Source organism: Pseudonocardia sp. TRM90224, assembly GCF_021245725.1.
Taxonomy (GTDB): domain Bacteria; phylum Actinomycetota; class Actinomycetes; order Mycobacteriales; family Pseudonocardiaceae; genus Pseudonocardia.
The window spans coordinates 115,612-134,901 of sequence record NZ_JAJGSX010000001.1 but is presented as its reverse complement, the minus strand read 5'-3'; the positions used below and the strand labels follow the sequence as shown (position 1 = coordinate 134,901).

The window sequence follows — 19,290 nt, the reverse complement described above, 5'->3', positions numbered from 1 at the left end:
CCGGTGACGGAGCTGCCGTTGTTACCCGTCGGTATGCCAAGGTGGGGGCAGCAGTGGTGCCGGCGTCGAGGAGGCCGCGATGGACCTGACCTACACCGCAGCGGAGGAGGAGTTCCGCAGCGAGCTCCGATCCTGGTTGCGCGCCAACATTCCCGAGGAGTGGAGCCGTCCCGGATTCTGGGCCTCGCTCGACGACGACGAGACGTTCCGGCTGCGCCGCGAATGGGAGCGCGACAAAGCGCTCGCCGGATTCGCCGGCATCCAGTGGCCCACCGAGTACGGCGGCCGGGGCGGCACCCCTGGCATGAAGGCGATCTACGACGTGGAGATGGTGCTCGCCCGCGCGCCCGGCACCGTCAACCCGCTCGGGCTCACCTTCCTCGCCCCGACTGTGATGGCGATCGGCACCGACGCGCAGAAGAAGGAGATCATCGGGCCGCTGCTGCGCAACGAGGTGATCTGGTGCCAGGGCTTCTCGGAACCCGGCGCGGGCTCCGACCTCGCGGCGCTGTCCACCAAGGGCGTCCGCGACGGCGACGACTTCGTCGTCAACGGCCAGAAGGTGTGGACCACCAACGCCGTGCACGGCGACAAGATCTTCACGATGGTCCGCACCGAGCCCGACAGCGCCAAGCACCGCGGCATCTCGATGCTGCTGATCGACATGCACCAGCCCGGCGTCGAGGCCCGCCCGCTGAAGCAGATGAGCGGCGCGAGCGAGTTCGGCGAGGTGTTCTTCACCGACGCGCGGGTGGCCGCGAGCGACTGCCTCGGCGAGATCGGCGAGGGGTGGCGCACGGCGATGCTGCTGCTTTCGTTCGAGCGCGGGGCGTCCGGGATCGCGCAGTACACCGAGTTCCGCCGCCAGTACGACGAGATCGTCGAGGTCGCGCGCAAGCTCGGCAAGGACAAGGACCCGGTGCTGCGCGGCAAGCTCGCGAAGGTGCTGGCCGACCTGGAGTGCCTGCGGCTGCACGCCATGCACGTGCTCACGCAGGTCGAGCAGGGCCGGGACCTGGGCTTCGAGGCGTCCATGACGAAGCTGATCTGGTCGGAGGCGTTCCAGGACCTCTGGGAGGTCTTCGACGACGTGCTCGGCGACGACGCCACGCTCGACGAGCTCGACGGCATCGACCTGCGCCCGCTGCACCTGCAGGCGATGTGGTCGCGGTCGGTCACGATCTGGGGCGGCTCGTCGCAGGTGCAGCGCAACATCACCGCCGAGCGCGTGCTCGGCCTGCCGCGATAGGAGCGTCGACCGTGTTCTTCGCACTCACAGAGGACCAGCGCGAGTTCGACGCGGCGGTCCGGTCGTACCTCGCCGAACGCTTCGACCTCGACGCCGTGCGCGGCGTCGTGGAGGACACCGCCGGCGACGGGAATCCCGCCTCTTTGTGGAAGGCGGCGGGCGAGCAGGGCTGGCTCGCCGTGCTCGTCCCCGAGGAGCACGACGGGCTGGGGTTGGGGCTCGTCGAGGCGCAGGTGATCGCCAGGGCGCTCGGGGCCGGCGTCGCGCCGCTGCCGTGGCGGGGCACGGTCCTCGCGGCGGAGGCGATCCGGCTGGCCGGCTCCGACGAGCAGCAGGGGGCGTGGCTGCCGCGGCTGGCCGCCGGTGCGGCCGTCGGCGCGTTCACGCTGCGCGGCGAGGCGCCGGGGACGCTCCCGGCCGTCGAGCACGGCGGGATCGCGGACGTCGTCGTGGCCCGCTCCGGCGACGGGCTGGTGCTCGTCGAGGGCGCTACGGGCACCCCGCGGGGTTCGTTCGACGGCACCGTCCGGCTCGCCGACCTCGACGCCGACGCGGGAACGGCGCTACCCGGCGCGAGCGCCGACGTCGTCGCGCAGCTGACCGCGCGGGCGACCGTGCTGGTCGCGGCCGATCTCGTCGGGATCGCCCGCGAGGCGATCACCCGCACGGTCGCTTACGACCGCGAGCGCGAGCAGTTCGGCGTGCCCGTCGGCTCGTTCCAGGCGATCAAGCACGCGCTGGCCGACCTGCACGTCAACGTCACGATGGCCGAGCACGCGGCGCTGTACGCGGCGCACGCCGTCGACGCCGGGCTCGACGGCGCCGACCTCGCCGTCGCGGTGGCGAAGGCCAAGGCGTCCGACGTCGCGCTCGACGCGACCGCCGCCATGATCCAGTACCACGGCGGCATCGGGTACACGTGGGAGCACGTCACGCACTTCTTCTACAAGCGCGCCAAGCGGCTCGCCGGCCAGTTCGGCGGCGCGGAGGCCCAGCGGGAGCGGATCGCGGAGCTGACCATCGGATAACCGCTTCACACGGTCGGTAGCGTCGTCCGACGTGGATCCGGTCGAGATCGTCGGTTTGCTCGCGGAACCCGCCCGGCTGCGGGTGGTCGCCGCGCTGGTGCTCGGCGCCCGCACCCCGTCGGACGTGGTGGCCGCGACCGGCCTCGACGTGCGCGAGGTCGGTAAAGCGCTGCAGAAGCTGCAGGCGGGCGGGCTCGTCGACGACGGGCTCGCCGTCCGCGACGAGCTGATCAAGCACGCGGCCAGGGCAGCGGCACCGGCGGGCGAGGCCGACCGCGGCGACGTCGTCGCCCGGTTCGTGCGGGACGGGCGGCTGCTCGTCATGCCTGCGGAAGGGCCGAAGCGCCGGCAGGTGCTCGACCACATCGCGCAGAGCTTCGAACCGGGCGTGCGCTACACCGAGCGTGAGGTCAACGACGTGCTGCGCGCATGGACCGACGGCAGCAACACCGACCACGCCGCGCTGCGCCGCTACCTCGTCGACGACGTGCGGCTCTCCCGCGAGGGCGGCGAGTACTGGCGCAGCGGCGGCCCCGTCGACACGGCGTAGAAAGTCCCCACCGTTTTGCCAACCTGCATGGCCTTTCGGGTGTGCAGGTTGGCAAAACGGTGGGGAAGTTCGGGGTGGCTTTCCTGCCCTCGTGTGCGGACCCTACGAGCCCGCTCGTCGACGTGCCGTAGAAGTTCCCCACCGTTTTGGGTGCACGCGCGCCAAATCGGCGCGCAAGTGCACAAAACGGTGGGGAAGTTGGGTCAGCTCGGGTCGGAGCCGCGTAGCGCGCCGACCCAGAGGGTCGCGGCCGCGAGCAGGGCCGTTGCGCCCGCCCAGGTCGTGAGGCCGCCGCCGTCCACGTACGCCCAGAGCGCCGCGACGACGGGCGCTGCGAGCACGAGCGGGAGGTCGGCCTGCAGCCGCGGCCGCAGCGGGGCGATTCGTGCGGAGCGTTCGACGGACGCCGCGTCGGGTTGTGCCGGGTTGTCCCGTCGGTGCCCGCGCGGCTCGCTCGCGCGCACCGGGCCGGACGGGTGCAGCAGTCGGCCCTCGACCTCGACCGCGACGAGCCGGTCGGCCAGCGGGTCGCCGTGCACCCGCACGTAGGTCGGCGAGGGCAGCGTGACCAGCACGGGGTCGAAGTGCACGGGGATCCACCGGTGCGGCTCGTTCTCGGTCTCCAGCCACGACCGCCCGAGCATGCCGTTCTGGATCCTGACCCGCCTCACGGCGAGAGTCCGCGCGGGCCGTGCCGTCGCCCGGCGCCGACTCACGAGCTGCCACGCGCTGGTCGAGACGACGAGCAGCGCGACCGTCGCGGTCAGGTAGATCGTGCCGAGTGCGGCGTCGGCGCGGGCGAGCAGGGCAGCGCCCGGCACCAGCGGTCGTTGCGGGGCGGCGGGGTCGTACGCGACCTCGGCGACCGTTCCCGACGGCGGCGGCGTGCCGGTCAGCTCGACGGGATCGAGCCGCTCCCCGCCGCCGGCCGGCGTCCAGCGCAGCAGGACCACGCCGGCACGCTGCTCCAGCTCCCCGAACGTCCGTGCCGTCACGGCGTCGAGCTCCCGCGCCGCAGACGCGAACGCCGTGCCCGCCACGACGGCGAGCACGGCGCACACGGCCAGCACGAGCGCCGACGTGAGCAGCCCGTAGCGCAACGCCGCGGTGCCGCTCACGCCGGTGCGGGTCACTGGTTCACGAAGCCCATGTCCTTGTAGTTGTCGTCGGCGTAGCCCTTCGCACCGAAGTTCGCCAGCGTCGCCCGCACCGCATAGGCGCCGCTGACCTGGTACGTCGGCAGGACGCCGATGTTGTCCCAGAGCTTCTTGTCGATCTCCTGGCCGAGCTTCGTGCGCGCGGCGTCGTCGAGCTCGGCGGCCGCCTGCTTGTACATGGCGTCGACCTCCGGCGAGCTGATGCGGGAGAAGTTCGACTCGCTGCCCGTAGTGAAGATCGACTTGGTGGCGTCGATCGGGAACGGCGACGAGAAGTAGGCGAACGTGATCAGGTCGAAGTTGCCGGGTGTCGCGTACTGGTCGAACAGGTCCGACGCCGATGCCGGCACGGTCTCGACCTGCACGCCGATCGACGTGAGCTGCTGCGAGATCAACGCGTGCAGCCGCTCGCTGATCGGGTTGCCGGCCGTCGTCACGTACTGGATCTTGAGCGGCTGCCCGTTCTTCGCCCGCGGCTGGCCCGGCGCGGGCGCCACCCAGCCCAGCTTGTCCAGGTCGGCGCCGGCAGCGGCGGCGTCGAAGGCCACCGGGCCCGCGTTGTCGACGTAGTCGGCGGATCCCTGCAGGTAGAGGTGGTTCCCCAGCGGGGTCGTGTCGGGCACGATCTGCCCGATCAACGCCTTGGCGATCGACTGCCGGTCGATGCCCTTCGTGACCGCCCGCCGCAGCGCCGGGTCGGCGAGGATGCGGCCCTCGCCGCCGTTGAACGTGATGTGGTTGTAGAACGGCTCGACGGCCTGCCGGACGGTCGCGCCCTGCGTGCTCTGCGCGCGTGTGAACAGGTTGACGTCCGAGCCGATCTGGTAGAAGTCGAGCTCGTTGTTGGCGAGCGCGTCGGCGAGCGCACTGCGCTCCACCACGCGGTAGACGATCCGGTCGAGCTTCGACTTGTCGCCCCACCACTTGTCGTTGCGCACCGCGGTGACGGTCTGCGCGGTGGTGTCGACGTTCTCCGTTCGGAACGGGCCCGCCGTCACACCGATCGTGTTGACCCAGGCCTTGTTGAAGGCCTCGGGGTCGCGGTTGGTCGCCGCCGGGTAGATGAACTCGTACAGCGCCTTCCACTCACCGTAGGGCGACGCGAACGTGACCACGGCCTGCTTGTCGTCGGCGCCGCGCTCGACCGAGCCGATGTTCTCGTAGCCCGAGGTGCTGGCCGGCCGGTACGCCGCGTTCTTCCCGTTGAGCGCCTGCCACTGCGCCTGCAGATCGCTCCAGGTGATCGGCGTGCCGTCGTCCCAGCTGGCCTTCGGGTTGATCGTGTAGGTGACGACCTGCGGGCTCTTCGAGGTCAGCTCGATCGAGGTGAAGTAGTCGGTGTCGACGACGACGCTCGCGTCGGCCTGGCGCTTGAACGCGCCGGGCAGGAGGCTGTCGACGATGTCGCGGGTCTCGACGAGGTTCCCGTCGACGTGGTTGATGTTGAAGTTGTCGGGGATGGCGTCGAGCGGCCAGCGCATGTCACCGCCGTCGCGCACCTGGTCGCGCGGCACCGGGTTGACGTCGTTGACACCGCGCTGCAGCTCGTCGACGCCGGCCGCGCCGGGCGCGCCCGCGCCACCGCCGCCCCCTCCGCATGCGGTGAGCACCAGCGCGGCGAGCGCCAGCACCGCGACTATCTTCGGTCGGGTTCGCATCTCGGGTTCCCTTCGTTCACAGCACGGCGTACGGGGCGGCGAAGTGGCAGGCCACCTGCTGGTCCGGCGCATCTGTGCGTTCCAGCGCCGGATCATCCTGCTCGCATCGCCGCTGGTCGGCGGCGTCGAGAGCGGTGTAGCGGAAGCACCGGCTGCGGAAGCGGCAGCCGGCGGGCGGGTCAGCAGGACTGGGCAGGTCGCCGGTCAGCAGTATCCGCTCCCGCGCCCGCTCGACGGCCGGGTCGGGCACCGGGATCGCGGAGAGCAACGCCTGGGTGTACGGGTGCTGCGGCGCGCGGAAGACCGTCCGCACCTCCCCGATCTCGACGATCCGCCCCAGGTACATGACGGCGACGCGGTCGGCGATGTGCCGCACGACCGAGAGGTCGTGCGCCACGAAGAGGTACGCGAGGCCGAGCCGCACCCGCAGCTCCTCGAGCAGGTTCACCACACCGGCCTGGATGGAGACGTCGAGCGCGGAGACCGGTTCGTCGAGCACCAGCAGCTTCGGCTCCAGCGCGAGCGCGCGGGCGATCCCGATCCGCTGCCGCTGCCCGCCGGAGAACTCCGCCGGGTACCGGCTCGCGTGCTCCGGTCGCAGCCCGACCAGCCGCAGCAGCTCGGGCACCCGCGTGCGGATCTCGGAACGCAGCACACCATGCGTGACCAGCGGCTCGGCGATGATGTCCGCGACGGGCATGCGCGGGTCGAGCGAAGCGACCGGGTCCTGGAACACCACCTGGACGTCCCGGCGCAGCCGTGTGCGCGCCTTGCGGTCCAGGCCGGTGACGTCCCGCCCGAGCACCTCGACGCTGCCGCGCTCCGGCTGCGTCAGCGAGAGGATCTCCATGAGGGTCGTGGTCTTGCCGCAGCCCGACTCGCCGACGAGCCCGAGCGTCTCGCCCTGCCGGACCTCGAAGCTCACGCCGTCGACGGCGTGCACGGTGCCGATCCGCCTGCGCAGGACGGTGCCGCGGGTGATCGGGTAGTGCTTGATCATGTCCCGGACGGCGAGCACCACCGGCCGCTCCCCGCGCGGCACCTCGCCCGTTCCTGCTTCGGCGAGCGTCGAGACCCCGTAGACGTCGGTCGCGTCGCTGCGCACCAGCTCGCTGCTGCGGTGGCAGGCTGCCCGGTGCGCCATCGCGACGATCTCCAGCTCGGGTTCGACCTCCCGGCACAGGTCGACGGCGAGCGGGCAGCGCGGGGTGAACGGGCAGCCCGCCGGCAGGTTCGTGAGCGCCGGCGGCTGGCCCTCGATCGGCACGAGCGGCCGGCGCTCCTCGTCGTCGAGGCGGGGGAGCGACCCGAGCAGCCCCAGCGTGTACGGCATGCGCGGCCGCGCGAAGAGCTCGTCGACCGGCGCCGACTCCACCGCGCGCCCCGCGTACATGACCAGCACGCGGTCGGCGACGCCCGCAACGACGCCGAGGTCGTGGGTGATCAGCAGGATGCCGGCGCCGGTGACCTCACGCGCGGTCTTCAGCACGTCGAGCACCTGCGCCTGCACGGTGACGTCGAGCGCCGTGGTCGGCTCGTCGGCGATGATCAGATCGGGGTCGTTCGCGATCGCCATCGCGATCACCGCACGTTGCCGCATCCCGCCGGAGAACTCGTGCGGGAACGCCTTCGCGCGCGAGCCGGCGTTGGGGATTCCGACCAGGTCGAGCAGCTCTACGGCCCGGTTGCGCGCGGCGCTCGCCGAGAGCTCGCGGCGGTGCACCTGCAGTGCCTCCGCGACCTGGTCGCCGACCGTGAACACCGGGGTGAGCGCGGATAGCGGGTCCTGGAACACCATCGCGATCCGCCTGCCCCTGATCCGGGACAGCTCGACGTCGGGCTTGCCGATCAGCTCGGTGTCGCGGAACCGGACCGAGCCGGAGATCCGCGCGCTGCCCGGGAGCAGCCCCATGACCGCCATCGACGAGACGGACTTGCCCGAGCCCGACTCCCCGACGATGCCGAGCACCTCGCCCGTCGCGATCTCGTAGGAGAGCCCGCGGACGGCGTCGACGCGGCCCGCCTCGCTCGGGAACGACACCGAGAGGTTGCTGACCGTCAGGACGGGTCCCTCGGCCAACACGGGGTCGAGGAACTGCTCCGCGGCGGTCACGTCGCCGACCCCCTGGCTCGCCGATCGGCCCTGCGGCTGCGGACGGAACCGGCGTCGAGCGCGTCGCGCAGGCCGTCGCCGACGAGGTTCACCGAGAGCACCGCGAGGATCAGGAAGCCCGCTGAGAAGCCGAAGAGCCACGGGAACGTCTGCGCCGAGTCCACGCCCGCGGCGATGAGCGAGCCGAGCGAGACGTCGGGCGGCTGCACGCCGAACCCGAAGAACGACAGCCCGGTCTCGGCGAGGATGGCGGTGCCCACCGTGATGGTCGCGTCGATGATCAGCAGCGACGACATGTTGGGCACGATGTGCCGGAAAATGATCTTCCAGGGCGGCACGCCCATGAACCGCGCGGCCTTCACGAACTCGCGTTCGCGCAGCGTCAGCGTCATGCCGCGGACGATCCGCGCGGTGATCATCCACGCGAACAAGGCCAGCAGGAGCACGAACACCAGCCACGTCTGCCCGCGGAACGTCGGAGAGACGATCGCGATGACCAGGAACGAGGGCAGCACCAGCAACAGGTCGACCAGCCACATCAGCGATCGGTCGACCCAGCCGCCGAAGTAGCCGGCCGCGGCGCCGACCACGGCGGCCACCGCGGTCGAGATCACCCCCACCAGCAGCCCGATGACCAGCGACTTCTGCAGCCCGCGCATCGTCTGCGCGAACACGTCGCCGCCCACCTGCGTCGTGCCGAACCAGTGGTCGGCCGACGGCGCGGCGAGGAACGCCGTGTAGTCCAGCTCCTCGTAGTCCCAGTGGTAGACCAGCGGCGCGGTGTACGCGAGAACGAACAGCGCCACGATCACCCCGAGCCCGACGACGGCGAGCCGGTTGCCCAGCAGCCGGCGCAGCACGAGCGCGCCGCGCCGCGGCTGGTCGATGACCTGCTCACCAGCGCCGGTCCCGAGGTCGGTCGATGCGGTCACCGCGTCACCTGATCCTGATCCGCGGGTCGAGCGCGGCGTACAGCACGTCCGAGAGCCATCCGGACAGCAGCACCAGCACCGCGACGAAGAGCGTCACGGTCGCGACGATCGTGGTGTCCTGCCGCTGGATGCCGTAGACGAGCCAGTCGCCCATGCCGAACCAGCCGAAGATCCGCTCGGTGAACACACCGCCGGTCAGCAGCAGGCCGAAGCCGAACGCGAAGAGCGTCGCCATCGGGATCAACGCGGTGCGCAGCCCGTGCTTGAACAGCGCTCTGGGCCGGGTCAGGCCCTTGGCCTGCGCGGTGCGCAGGAAGTCGGAGCCGAGCACGTCGAGCATGGCGCTGCGCTGGTAGCGGCTGTAGTAGGCGATCTGCTGCAGCGCGATGGCGAGCGTCGGCAGCACGAGGTGCTGCAGCCGGTCGAGCAGCTCGGCGCCCGCGCTGCCGCGGAAGCTCGGGGTGACCTCACCTTGGAAGTAGAGGATCGTCGTGCCGGCGGCGGCGTTCAGCTGCAGGCCGCCGAACTTGAGCAGCTGCGCCAACACGAAGACCGGGATCGACAGGATCACGAACGAGAACACCGTCGAGGCGTAGTCGGTGAACCGGTATTGCCGCACGGCCCCCGTCACGCCGACGAGAACGCCCACAACGACCCCGATGACCGTCCCGAGCGCGAAGAGCCGGAGGCTCACCCCGATGCGGCTGAACAGCTGCTCGCCGATCGGTGTCCCCGTCGTGGTGGTGCCGAAGTCGCCCAGCGCCACATCGCCGATCCAGCCGACGAACCGGGCCGGGATCGGGTCGTCCAGCCGCAGTTCAGCGCGCTTCGCTGCGATCGCGGCGGGCGGTGGCGGCGGGGTCCGCTCGGCGTAGGCGGCGAGCGGGTTGAACGTGAGCGAGGCCAAGCCGAACGCGAGGAAGGTGGCGATCAAGCACAGCGCGACGTAGTTGAGGAGCCGGCGGACGAGGAACCGAGCCATGCCCCTCCCGCTGACCGATGACGGCCCTGACCCAACGACCGTACCTTCTGCCTGATGGGCGGTACCTTGTAGACGATCCCGTGAGATCCGTGTGAGTTATCGTCGCTGCGGGGCGTGGTCGTAGCATTTCGATGCGTGTTCGTGTTCAGATCGGCGAATGACCGAACACAAGGCGGCCGATGTGGAGCGTTACCGCGCTACCGCCGACGTCGAACGAGCCGCGGTGGTTGCCGCGACCGACTCGCCGTTCTCCATCGAGGTGCGGTTCCTCGGTGGGCTGACCGACCGTCAGCGGGCCGCGTTCGCAGCTGCCGCCGACCGCTGGACGACGGTCATCGTCGGCGACCTGCCGACGGCGGTCGTCGACGGCGAGGAGATCGACGACGTCCTGATCCTCGCCGAGGGCTCCGCGATCGACGGGCCCGGCCGGGTGCTCGGTCAGGCCGGGCCGACCGACCTGCGGCCGGCGTCGGCGGGCGCCGCCGCGCTGTTGCCCGTGAAGGGCGTGATGTCGTTCGACACCGCCGATCTCGCGAACATGGAGTCGGACGGCACGCTCGACGACGTCATCGCGCACGAGATGGGCCACGTGCTCGGGATCGGGACGCTGTGGTCGCGCAAGCGGCTGCTGGCAGGTTCGGGCACGAACAACCCGACGTTCACCGGCAGCGGGGCCGTCGCCCAGTACGCCGCGCTCGGCCGCAGCGGCGCTGTCCCCGTCGAGAACGAGGGTGGTCCGGGCACCCGTGAGGGGCACTGGCGGGAGTCGGTCTTCGGCCACGAGCTGATGAGCGGATTCATCTCGCGGCCCGGCAACCCCCTCAGCAAGCTCACAGCCGCGAGCCTCGGCGACCTCGGTTATCAGATCGATATCGAGGCGGCCGAGCCGTACACCATTCCGGAGCGTGTTTCCGCAGGTAGCGTGGTGCAAGGAGGGCATGGTGGACGGGGTCGTGTACTACCTGTCATACCGGCTGTCCTGCCGGGATGAAGCCCACATCGGACCGTCTCTAGGCCTACTATGGATGCAATTGACCCGATCGGGTGGCACGGTATGAGCATGCCGTCAGCACGTGCGACCGCCGTCAACTCCACAGCTGCCGCGTTGCTCGGTCTCCTGCACGAGGGCCCCATGACCGGTGGCCAGCTCGTCGCGGTGGCGAGCGAGCGGTTCGGATCGTTCTTCTCCGTCACCCGGAGCCAGGTCTACCGCGAGCTGCCCGTGCTGGCTGACGCAGGCCTGCTCAGGCTCGGTAAGCAGGGCCCGCGCGCCTCCCAGCAGTACGCGATCACCGCGGCCGGCAAGCGGTCGTTCAAGGCGTGGCTCGCGGGCGGCGGCGGCGCTGACGCCGTGCGCAGCCCGCTGGTGCTGCGGCTGCTGCACGCAGGGTCGTTGACCGAGAAGCAGCGTGCCGAACTGGTGGGGGTCAGCCGCAACGCCTACGTCGCCCGTTTGGAGGCATCGAGAACTACCGCGCGTGGCGAGACGGACCCGTACCGGAAGGCCGTTGCCGACTTCACCGTCGCGCACACCAGGGCGATGCTGAAGCTGCTCGACGCCATCCCGATCGACACGGAGCCCGCCGCGCCGGAGGAGTGATTGCCCGGTGCCGGGGAGTCGACCGGCGGTAGACGCGTAGCCTGGACCGTTGTGAACCCCGACGCCGCGGCCGACCTGAAGGACCTCTCCGACACGCTGGGGAGCATCGAGGCGGTCACCGACCTGCCTGCGCTGCGCGCCGAGATCGACGACCTGTCCGACCAGGCCGGCCAACCCGACCTGTGGAACGACACCGACGCGGCGCAGAAGGTCACCAGCCGGCTGGCGCACGCCCAAGGCACGCTCCGGCGGCTCGAAGACCTGCGCCGCAGGCTCGAAGACCTGCCGGTGCTCTACGAACTGGCCGAGGACGAGTCCGACGAGTCGGCGATCGCCGATGCCGACAGCGAGCGCGGCAAGCTGCGCGAGGAGATCTCCTCGCTCGAAGTGCGCACGCTGCTCTCCGGCGAGTACGACGAGCGCGAGGCGCTCGTGACGATCCGCTCGGAGGCCGGCGGCGTCGACGCGGCCGACTTCGCCGAGATGCTGATGCGGATGTACCTGCGCTGGGCCGAGCGCCACGGCTACTCGGTGGACGTCTACGACACGTCCTACGCGGAGGAGGCCGGCATCAAGTCGGCCACGTTCCAGGTGCACGCCCCGTTCGCGTACGGGACGCTCTCGGTGGAGCAGGGCACCCACCGGCTCGTCCGGATCTCGCCGTTCGACAACCAGGCCCGCCGCCAGACGTCGTTCGCCGGCGTCGAGGTCGCGCCCGTCGTCGAGACCACCGACCACATCGAGATCGACGAGAAGGACCTGCGGGTCGACGTATACCGCTCCTCAGGGCCCGGCGGGCAGGGCGTCAACACGACCGACTCCGCGGTGCGGCTCACGCACCTGCCGACCGGCATCGTCGTCTCCTGCCAGAACGAGCGCTCGCAGATCCAGAACAAGGCCTCGGCGATGATGGTGCTGCAGGCCAAGCTGCTCGAACGGCGGCGGCAGGAGGAGCGGGCCCTGATGGACTCGCTCAAGGACACCGGCTCGTCGTGGGGCAACCAGATGCGCTCCTACGTCCTGCACCCGTACCAGATGGTGAAGGACCTGCGCACCGAGTACGAGGTCGGCAATCCCACCGCCGTGCTCGACGGTGACATCGACGGGTTCATCGAGGCCGGCATCCGCTGGCGGCGCAGCCAGACCGCCGACGCGTAGCTGGTGCTCCCCACCCGGCACCACGGGTGTGCCGGCGAGGTGGGTGCTGGGGAGGGCAGGAAAGCCACTTTCCTGCCCTGTGAGGGCCGGAAAGTGGCTTTCCTGCCCTCGCGTGCGAGACGCACACGATGCAGGGCGATCGGGTTCGATGTGCCGAGCGGTACGAGCTGGTCGCCGAGGGGGCGGGTCTGATGAAGGACCTGGGAGCCGCGGCGGGTACCGTCCTCCGTCGTGATCCGCCTCGAACGCGTCACCAAGCTCTACAAGACGTCCACGCGCCCCGCGCTGGATCGCGTGTCGGTGAACGTCGAACGGGGGGAGTTCGTCTTCCTCATCGGGCCCTCGGGTTCCGGGAAGTCGACGTTCCTTCGCCTGCTCCTGCGTGAGGACGTCCCCACGAAGGGCAACATCTTCGTCTCCGATCTCAACGTGGCGAAGCTCCCCCGCCGCCGCGTCCCGCGGCTGCGCCAGCGCATCGGGTGCGTCTTCCAGGACTTCCGGCTGCTGCCGAACAAGACCGTCGGCGGCAACGTCGCCTTCGCGCTCGAAGTGATCGGCAAGCCGAGCAGCACCGTGCGCAAGGTGGTGCCGGAGGTGCTGGAGCTGGTCGGGCTGGAGGGCAAGGCCGACCGGATGCCGCACGAGCTCTCCGGCGGCGAGCAGCAGCGAGTCGCGATGGCGCGGGCATTCGTGAACCGGCCGCTGGTGCTGATCGCCGACGAGCCGACGGGGAACCTCGACCCCGACACCAGCCAGGACATCATGCTGCTGCTGGAGCGCATCAACCGCACCGGCACGACCGTCCTGATGGCGACGCACGACCACTCGATCGTCGACTCGATGCGCCGCAGGGTCGTCGAGCTGCACATGGGGCAGGTCGTCCGCGACGAGTCGCGCGCCGTTTACGGCGTGGGGCGGTAGCGGTGCGCGCTGATTTTGTCGCCAGGGAGGTCTTCACCGGCCTTCGCCGCAACGTCACGATGACGATCGCGATGGTGCTCACCACCGCGATCTCGCTCGGCCTCGTCGGTACCGGCTTGCTCGCCGTGCGCACCATCGACCGCACCGAAGAGCTCTACAGCGACCGCGTCGAGGTGCAGGTCGCGCTCACCGCCGACGTCTCCGCATCCGACACCGACTGCACCCAGGCGATCTGTGCCGCGGTCAAGTCGCGGCTGGAGGGCACCCAGGGGGTCGAGTCGGTCCGGTTCGAGAACCAGCAGTCGGCGTACGAGCGCTACCAGAAGCTCTTCGCAGGGCAGACGCTGGCCGACCTCGTGCGGCCGCAGTCGCTGCCGGCGACGCTGCGCGTGCGCCTCTCCGACCAGGCAGCGGGTGCGCAGGCCGTGCGGCAGGCGATGACCGACCAGGTCGGCGTGCACAACGTGATCGACCAGCGCGATGTCGTCTCGAAACTGTTCGACTTCCTCGGCGGCGTCCGCAACGTGACGTTCGCGCTGGCGCTCGTGCAGGCGATCGCGGCGTTGCTGCTGATCTCCAACACCGTCCAGGTCTCCGCGTTCACCCGGCGGACCGAGGTCGGTGTGATGCGGCTCGTCGGCGCGACGCGCTGGTACACGCAGCTGCCGTTCCTCATCGAGGCCGTCGTCACCGGCGTGATCGGCGCGCTGATCGCGGTCGGCGGGCTGATCACCGGCAAGTTCCTGTTCATCGACTCGCTGCTGAGCGGGATCGTCTCCAACGGCGTGGTGCCGCCGATCGAGATCGCCGACATCATCTGGGTCTCGCCGATCCTCGTGATGATCGGCGCCGGCATCGCCGCGATCACCGGGTACATCACGCTGCGGCTCTACGTGCGCCTCTGACCCGAACCCGGTCGGCGGATCATCGCCCTCCGCGTAGGCTGGAGCGGTGAAGGAGAAGGGCCGCTCGGTGATCGCGCAGAACCGCAAGGCACGGCACGACTACACGATCATCGACACGTACGAGGCGGGCGTCGTGCTGATGGGCACGGAGGTCAAGAGCCTCCGCCTGGGCAGGGCGTCGCTGGTCGACGCGTTCGCCACCGTCGACGACGGCGAGGTCTGGCTGCGTGCGCTGCACATCGCCGAGTACGCGCTGGGGACATGGACGAACCACGAGCCGCGCCGCACCCGCAAGCTCCTGCTGCACAAGGGCGAGATCGAGCGGCTCATCGGCAAGATCCGCGAGGGCGGCCTGACGCTCGTCCCGCTCTCGCTGTACTTCTCCGACGGCAAGGTCAAGTGCGAGCTCGCGCTCGCCAAGGGCAAGCGCACCTACGACAAGCGCACCGACCTCGCCAAGCGCGACGCCGACCGGGAGATCCAGCGCGCCTACGGGCGCGCTGCGAAGGGGCGGGCGCGGGAGCTGCGCCGGTGACCCGGTGACGGCGCTGCCTGCTCCGCCCGTCTCCGACGACGACGTCCCGCGGTTCACGGCCGAGCTCGGCCTGCCGGGGCTCGTCGACGTGCACGTGCACTTCCTGCCCGAGCCGGTGATGCGGAAGGTCTGGGCCTACTTCGACAAGGCGCAGACGCACTACGGAGCGGCCTGGCCCGTGCACTACCGCTTGCCCGAGGCGGAACGTGTTGCGGTGCTGGAGAAGCTCGGCGTGCGCACCTACGCGCCGCTCGTCTACCCGCACAAGCCGGGGATGGGGCGCTGGCTCACCGAGTGGGTCACCGAGTTCGCCGCACGCACCCCGGCCGCCGTCCCGACCGCCACGCTGTACCCCGAACCGGACGTCGTCGAGTACCTCCGCGCGGCGGTCGAAGCCGGCGCGAAGATCGTCAAAGTGCACGTGCAGGTCGGCGCGTTCGACCCGCGCGACCCGCTGCTGCGCGACGCGTGGGGGCTGCTCGCCGAGGCGGGCGTGCCCGCCGTCGTGCACTGCGGCGACGGGCCGCTGCGCGGCACCTACACCGGGCTCGACGTCTTCGGCGAGGTGCTCGCGGCCCACCCGCGGCTGCCCGTCGTGCTCGCGCACGCGGGCATGCCCGATTACGTCGGAGCGCTCGACCTCGTCCACCGCTTCGAGAACGTGCGGATCGACACGACGATGGTCGGCACTGCGTTCAGCGAGGACATGGCCCCGCTCCCGCCCGACTGGGCCGCGCGGCTCGCCGACGTGGCCGACCGCGTGGTGCTCGGCACCGACTTCCCCAACATCCCGTACGACTACGCCGAGCAGGTGCGCGCCATCGCAGGCTGGGCCGCGGCCGACGAGCGACTCGGTGCGCCGTTCCTGCGCGGCGTCCTGCACGACAACCCGGCCCGCCTCCTCGGCCTCTGACCCCTGGGTTGCCGACCCCGCCCGATCCCCTCGCTCGGGCGGAGCCGGCATATGCGGGATGACGTGATCCGCGGCCGAACCGTTGGGTGAACCAGGTGTGAGCCGCGTCACTCGGGTGCGCCGCTGCGCCCCTCCGGGCTAACCGGGATGATCCCCCGCCCCGAACGCGTTATCCTGTCCGGACGCCCGACCGCCGGGCGTGCAAGGGGGTGAACGGTTTCGACTCCGGCTGTCGATCAAGGGGAAGCGTGTCGAGGAAGGCGACGATGATCTCGTTAACCATGTGTCGCAAAACAATAAGTGCCACTGAAAAGTCGCACGACCAGACTGCTTACGCCCTCGCGGGCTGAGCTGACGGTCTGTCGGACCGGGGGCGTTCCCGCCCCGGAGCCCGGCATCAGCTAGGGAACTAACCTGACCGCCCGGTCGCGGGGCGGTCAGGGACACCAAACAGCGACTGGGATCGTCACACCGGCTCGTCCGCATGACCGGTGGATCCGAGTAGAGGCAACGCGGACTGCACACGGAGAAGCCCTTGTGAAGCAACGGAGGACCCGGGTTCGATTCCCGGCACCTCCACAAGGTGGGCGACCCCTGTTCGCGGGGGGCGCTCACCTTTGTCTTGTGTTCGGTGTTGCTGTGGGGGGCCGAGCCCCCCACACCCCCCAGCCGGGGGCTGCGCCCCCGGACCCCCATCGCTTGTGGTTGCGTTTGCTTCGGTCCGCCCGTTCGGGAGTTCGCTTCGCTCCTCCCGTGTGGTCGAGTTCGCTTCGCTCCTCTCCTGGCGGGAGTTCGCTTCGCTCCTCGCGTGGGGTTGCGAGTTCGCTTCGCTCCTCTCCTGGCGGGAGGTCGCTTCGCTCCTCTCCTGGAGGGAGGTCGCTTCGCTCCTCGCGCCGTGGGTTGAGTTCCCTGCGTCCCTCCCGTTGCGAAGTTCCCCATCGTTTTGTGCACTTGCGCGGTTGGGGAGCGCGCATGTGCACAAAACGGTGGGGAAGTTGGGGGCCGGTTCCTGCTGGCTAACCAGTTCAGGGCTCTTGACCAGTTAGGTTTGGGCTCGTAGCGTCGGGGGTGTGCAGACGACAGTGGGTGTGTGGGCGGTGGGTGGGCCGACGGCGGTCATCGACTACGCCGGATTGCGGTTCGTGGTTGATCCGACGTTCGACGAGCCGGGGGAGAAGCAGAGTGGGCCGGTCACGCTGACGAAGCTCGTCGGGCCCGCTGCGACCCCCGACGAGATCGGGCCGGTCGACGCGGTGCTGATCTCGCACGACCACCACGCCGACAACCTCGACCCCGCCGGCCGCGAGTTCGCGCTGCAGGCGCCGCAGGTGTTCACCACCGCGGCCGGCGCCGCACGGCTTGGATCGCCCGCGACGGGGTTGCGCGCCTTCGACCACGCGGACGTCGGAGATGTGCGGGTCACCGCCACGCCGGCCGTGCACGGATCCCCGGAGGTCGGGCTGCGCAACGGGCCCGTGATCGGGTTCGTGCTCGAGGCCGGGGGCTGGCCGACGGTCTACATCAGCGGTGACAACGCCGCGCTCGACGTCGTCACCGTGGTCGCGGAGCGGTTCCCCGACATCGAGATCGCCGTCCTCAACGTCGGCGCGGCCAAAGTGGCGGCCCGCGGCGACGTCTTCCTCACCCTGACCGCCGAGCTGGCCGCGCGGGCAGCGGCATTGCTCGGCGCCCGCGCGGTGATTCCCGTCCACCAGGACGGTTGGGCACACTTCACCCAAGGCGCCGACGACGTGATCAAGGCCTTCGCCGAAGCGGGCAGGTCCGAGGTGCTCGTCGACCTGACGCCGGGGGCGTCGGCGAAGCTCTGACCTGGGGGTGCGGTGATGGCCTACGTGGTTCGGCCGCTCGACGAGACCACCTGGGTCGCGTTCGCCCAGCTCGTCGGGGAGAACAACGGGGTGTGGGGCGGCTGCTGGTGCGTCGGCTTCCACATCAAGCTGGGAAAGGGACGCACCCCCGCGCAGAACCGCGCCGAGAAGGAGCAACGGGTCCGCGAAGGCCGCACCCACGCCGCACTCGTGTTCGACGGCGAACGCTGCCTGGGCTGGTGCCAGTTCGGTTCGCCCGAGGAGCTCCCCGAGGTCAAGAGCCGACGTCGGTACGAGAAGGAGCTCACCACGCTGCCCGACTGGCGCGTCACCTGCTTCTTCACAGGCAAGGGCCTGCGCGGCCGCGGAGTCGCGGACGCGGCCCTCGGCGGTGCGCTCCTCCAGATCAGCCGGTACGGCGGCGGGCGCGTCGAGGGTTACCCGGAGGAGACCGACGACCGGAAGGTCGCCGGCTCCTTCCTGCACACAGGACCGATGGCCGCGTTCGAGAACCACGGATTCGTGCGGACCAGGCCGATCGCACCGCACCGCTGGGTGGTCACCCGGGTCGTCGACCCAGGGTGACCACCCAGGCAGATCAGGAAGCGGGCTCCTCGCGGGGCTTGCTCATGAACTTGTTGACGACGATCAGGCCGACGCCGACGATGCCGACCACGATGCCCAGCAGCGGCTGGTACGGGTCGGCCCAGCTCAGGATCGCGATCCGGTAATCGGTGAACGAGTACAAGATCACCGAAAGGAACCCGACCACGGCAAGGAATGTGCCAATTCGAACCACTGGAATCCCCCCAGACTCTTTGGTGTGCGCGGAGCGTACCTGGTGCCACCGACCGTCTGTACCGGGCCTCACCAGTGACGATGCGCCGTGAGCGGATCGGCGCCCCACTGATCGGAAGGCGGCAACAATGCCGGCAATATTCGTGCACGGCGTCCCCGAGACGAGCGCGCTGTGGAACGGCGTTCGCGCCCATCTCGGTAGCGCGGGAGGCGATGCGGTAGCCGTCGACCTGTCGGGGTTCGGCGCCGAACGACCAGCAGGTTTCACGTCCACCAAGGACGCGTATGCGGCATGGCTGGCCGAAGCTCTGCAGGGCATCGGGGGCCCGATCGACCTGGTCGGACACGACTGGGGGGCGGGGCTGGTGCTTCGTGCGGTCACGGGCCTCGGCGTCCCGGTGCGAAGTTGGGCCGTGGACGTCGCCGCGGTGTTCCATCCCGACTACGTCTGGCACGACATCGCTCAGGTGTGGCAGACGCCCGGCGTCGGCGAGAAGCGGATGGCCGAGACCCGCCTCGCCAGGAGAGGCGACCGAGGCGAGATCGCGGCCATGCTGCTCCGGGCCGGCGCGCCGGAGGCGGACGCCGAGGCCATGCAGGCGGCCTACGACGAGACGATGGGCGAGTGCATCCTGGCGCTCTACCGCTCCGCGGTGCCCAACCCGTTCGCCGATTGGGGCGCGCAGCTGGTCGCCCCGACGAGTGGGGCAGGCCTGGTGTTGCAGGCGACCGCCGACGAGTTCGACGACGAGGCCGCGTCCACCGAGATGGCGACCCGGCTGGGCGCGCGCACCGAACGCCTCGACGGGCTCGGGCACTGGTGGATGCTGCAGGACCCGGCCGCGGCCGCCACAGCTCTGACGCGGTTCTGGGCGACGCTGACCTGACGTCGCCTCCTCGCGTGCTTCCGGCTGACGGATCTCGCGCGTAGGTTCGAAAGGGACGGAGGGGGCAATCGCGTG

Annotated in this window: 19 protein-coding genes and 1 other RNA gene; 14 read left to right on the top strand and 6 right to left on the bottom strand. The window is 70.4% G+C overall.

What is annotated here, in order from left to right; genetic code table 11:
* The first annotated feature begins 79 nt into the window (after nt 1-79).
* The 3 genes from LL648_RS00385 to LL648_RS44925 are packed head-to-tail and all read left to right on the top strand — an operon-like array spanning nt 80 to nt 2,827.
* Nucleotides 80-1,249 (top strand): acyl-CoA dehydrogenase family protein, encoded by a 1,170-nt coding sequence (locus LL648_RS00385; RefSeq protein ID WP_232660327.1) that lies wholly within the window; start codon nt 80-82, stop codon nt 1,247-1,249.
* Nucleotides 1,250-1,260: 11 nt separating this feature from the next.
* Nucleotides 1,261-2,277, top strand: coding sequence for an acyl-CoA dehydrogenase family protein (locus LL648_RS00380; protein ID WP_232660326.1), 1,017 nt, complete (start codon nt 1,261-1,263; stop codon nt 2,275-2,277).
* Between the two features lie 31 nt (nt 2,278-2,308).
* Entirely contained in the window at nt 2,309-2,827 is a 519-nt protein-coding gene (locus tag LL648_RS44925) for a DUF2087 domain-containing protein (protein WP_232660325.1), read from the top strand.
* A 203-nt stretch (nt 2,828-3,030) separates the two neighbouring features.
* Here the strand turns inward: LL648_RS44925 and LL648_RS00370 are convergent, their stop codons facing one another.
* From LL648_RS00370 to LL648_RS00350, 5 genes are read right to left on the bottom strand one after another with little or no spacing between them, the layout of a single operon-like run.
* Complete coding sequence (locus LL648_RS00370) at nt 3,031-3,960, bottom strand: hypothetical protein (RefSeq protein WP_232660324.1); 930 nt, start codon at nt 3,958-3,960, stop codon at nt 3,031-3,033.
* Nucleotides 3,957-5,642, bottom strand: coding sequence for an ABC transporter family substrate-binding protein (locus tag LL648_RS00365; protein ID WP_232660323.1), 1,686 nt, complete (start codon nt 5,640-5,642; stop codon nt 3,957-3,959). The genes LL648_RS00370 and LL648_RS00365 overlap by 4 nt, the downstream gene beginning before the upstream one ends.
* A gap of 16 nt (nt 5,643-5,658) precedes the next feature.
* Nucleotides 5,659-7,755 carry an ABC transporter ATP-binding protein gene (locus LL648_RS00360; protein ID WP_232660322.1) on the bottom strand — a complete coding sequence of 699 codons (2,097 nt, stop codon included), beginning with the start codon at nt 7,753-7,755 and terminating at the stop codon, nt 5,659-5,661.
* On the bottom strand, nt 7,752-8,687 hold the full coding sequence (locus LL648_RS00355) for an ABC transporter permease (protein ID WP_232660321.1): 936 nt from the start codon (nt 8,685-8,687) through the stop codon (nt 7,752-7,754). Before LL648_RS00355 ends, LL648_RS00360 begins: the two co-directional genes overlap by 4 nt.
* A 4-nt stretch (nt 8,688-8,691) precedes the next feature.
* Complete coding sequence (locus tag LL648_RS00350; RefSeq protein ID WP_232660320.1) at nt 8,692-9,669, bottom strand: ABC transporter permease; 978 nt, start codon at nt 9,667-9,669, stop codon at nt 8,692-8,694.
* Between the two features lie 157 nt (nt 9,670-9,826).
* Here LL648_RS00350 and LL648_RS00345 point away from each other — a divergent pair, with 157 nt between their 5' ends.
* From LL648_RS00345 to LL648_RS00300, 10 genes are all read left to right on the top strand, one after another.
* Nucleotides 9,827-10,660, top strand: a complete 834-nt coding sequence (locus LL648_RS00345) for a leishmanolysin-related zinc metalloendopeptidase (protein WP_232660319.1) — start codon at nt 9,827-9,829, stop codon at nt 10,658-10,660.
* A 69-nt stretch (nt 10,661-10,729) separates the two neighbouring features.
* Nucleotides 10,730-11,269, top strand: a complete 540-nt coding sequence (locus tag LL648_RS00340; RefSeq protein ID WP_232660318.1) for a PadR family transcriptional regulator — start codon at nt 10,730-10,732, stop codon at nt 11,267-11,269.
* A 51-nt stretch (nt 11,270-11,320) separates the two neighbouring features.
* Nucleotides 11,321-12,427, top strand: a complete 1,107-nt coding sequence (prfB, locus tag LL648_RS00335; RefSeq protein WP_232660317.1) for a peptide chain release factor 2 — start codon at nt 11,321-11,323, stop codon at nt 12,425-12,427.
* A 231-nt stretch (nt 12,428-12,658) separates the two neighbouring features.
* The gene (gene ftsE / locus LL648_RS00330) at nt 12,659-13,348 is read left to right on the top strand and encodes a cell division ATP-binding protein FtsE (RefSeq protein WP_232660316.1); all 690 of its coding nucleotides are present in this window, start codon (nt 12,659-12,661) and stop codon (nt 13,346-13,348) included.
* 2 nt (nt 13,349-13,350) lie between these two features.
* On the top strand, nt 13,351-14,253 hold the full coding sequence (ftsX, locus tag LL648_RS00325) for a permease-like cell division protein FtsX (RefSeq protein ID WP_232660315.1): 903 nt from the start codon (nt 13,351-13,353) through the stop codon (nt 14,251-14,253).
* A 46-nt stretch (nt 14,254-14,299) separates the two neighbouring features.
* On the top strand, nt 14,300-14,788 hold the full coding sequence (gene smpB / locus LL648_RS00320) for an SsrA-binding protein SmpB (RefSeq protein ID WP_232660314.1): 489 nt from the start codon (nt 14,300-14,302) through the stop codon (nt 14,786-14,788).
* 13 nt (nt 14,789-14,801) lie between these two features.
* Complete coding sequence (locus LL648_RS00315) at nt 14,802-15,701, top strand: amidohydrolase family protein (protein WP_232660921.1); 900 nt, start codon at nt 14,802-14,804, stop codon at nt 15,699-15,701.
* Between the two features lie 205 nt (nt 15,702-15,906).
* Nucleotides 15,907-16,283, top strand: a transfer-messenger RNA (tmRNA) gene (ssrA, locus tag LL648_RS00310).
* A 488-nt stretch (nt 16,284-16,771) separates the two neighbouring features.
* Nucleotides 16,772-17,530, top strand: coding sequence for an MBL fold metallo-hydrolase (locus tag LL648_RS00305; RefSeq protein WP_232660313.1), 759 nt, complete (start codon nt 16,772-16,774; stop codon nt 17,528-17,530).
* 15 nt (nt 17,531-17,545) lie between these two features.
* Nucleotides 17,546-18,115, top strand: coding sequence for a GNAT family N-acetyltransferase (locus LL648_RS00300; protein WP_232660312.1), 570 nt, complete (start codon nt 17,546-17,548; stop codon nt 18,113-18,115).
* Nucleotides 18,116-18,128: 13 nt separating this feature from the next.
* Here LL648_RS00300 and LL648_RS00295 read toward each other — a convergent pair whose 3' ends face one another.
* A complete protein-coding gene (locus tag LL648_RS00295) occupies nt 18,129-18,302 on the bottom strand; it encodes a hypothetical protein (RefSeq protein WP_232660311.1) in 174 nt (57 codons plus the stop codon).
* Between the two features lie 154 nt (nt 18,303-18,456).
* On the opposite strand from LL648_RS00295, the gene LL648_RS00290 reads away from it, so the two are divergent.
* The gene (locus LL648_RS00290; RefSeq protein WP_232660310.1) at nt 18,457-19,215 is read left to right on the top strand and encodes an alpha/beta fold hydrolase; all 759 of its coding nucleotides are present in this window, start codon (nt 18,457-18,459) and stop codon (nt 19,213-19,215) included.
* Nucleotides 19,216-19,290 lie beyond the last annotated feature (75 nt).

Bases quoted from the DNA above. Each gene is read 5' to 3' on its own strand.
- LL648_RS00385 (WP_232660327.1), top strand. From the start codon at position 80: ATGGACCTGACCTACACCGCAGCGGAGGAGGAGTTCCGCAGCGAGCTC.
- LL648_RS00365 (WP_232660323.1), bottom strand. From the start codon at position 5,642: ATGCGAACCCGACCGAAGATAGTCGCGGTGCTGGCGCTCGCCGCGCTG.
- LL648_RS00350 (WP_232660320.1), bottom strand. From the start codon at position 9,669: ATGGCTCGGTTCCTCGTCCGCCGGCTCCTCAACTACGTCGCGCTGTGC.
- LL648_RS00345 (WP_232660319.1), top strand. From the start codon at position 9,827: ATGACCGAACACAAGGCGGCCGATGTGGAGCGTTACCGCGCTACCGCC.
- LL648_RS00340 (WP_232660318.1), top strand. From the start codon at position 10,730: ATGCCGTCAGCACGTGCGACCGCCGTCAACTCCACAGCTGCCGCGTTG.
- LL648_RS00300 (WP_232660312.1), top strand. From the start codon at position 17,546: ATGGCCTACGTGGTTCGGCCGCTCGACGAGACCACCTGGGTCGCGTTC.
- LL648_RS00290 (WP_232660310.1), top strand. From the start codon at position 18,457: ATGCCGGCAATATTCGTGCACGGCGTCCCCGAGACGAGCGCGCTGTGG.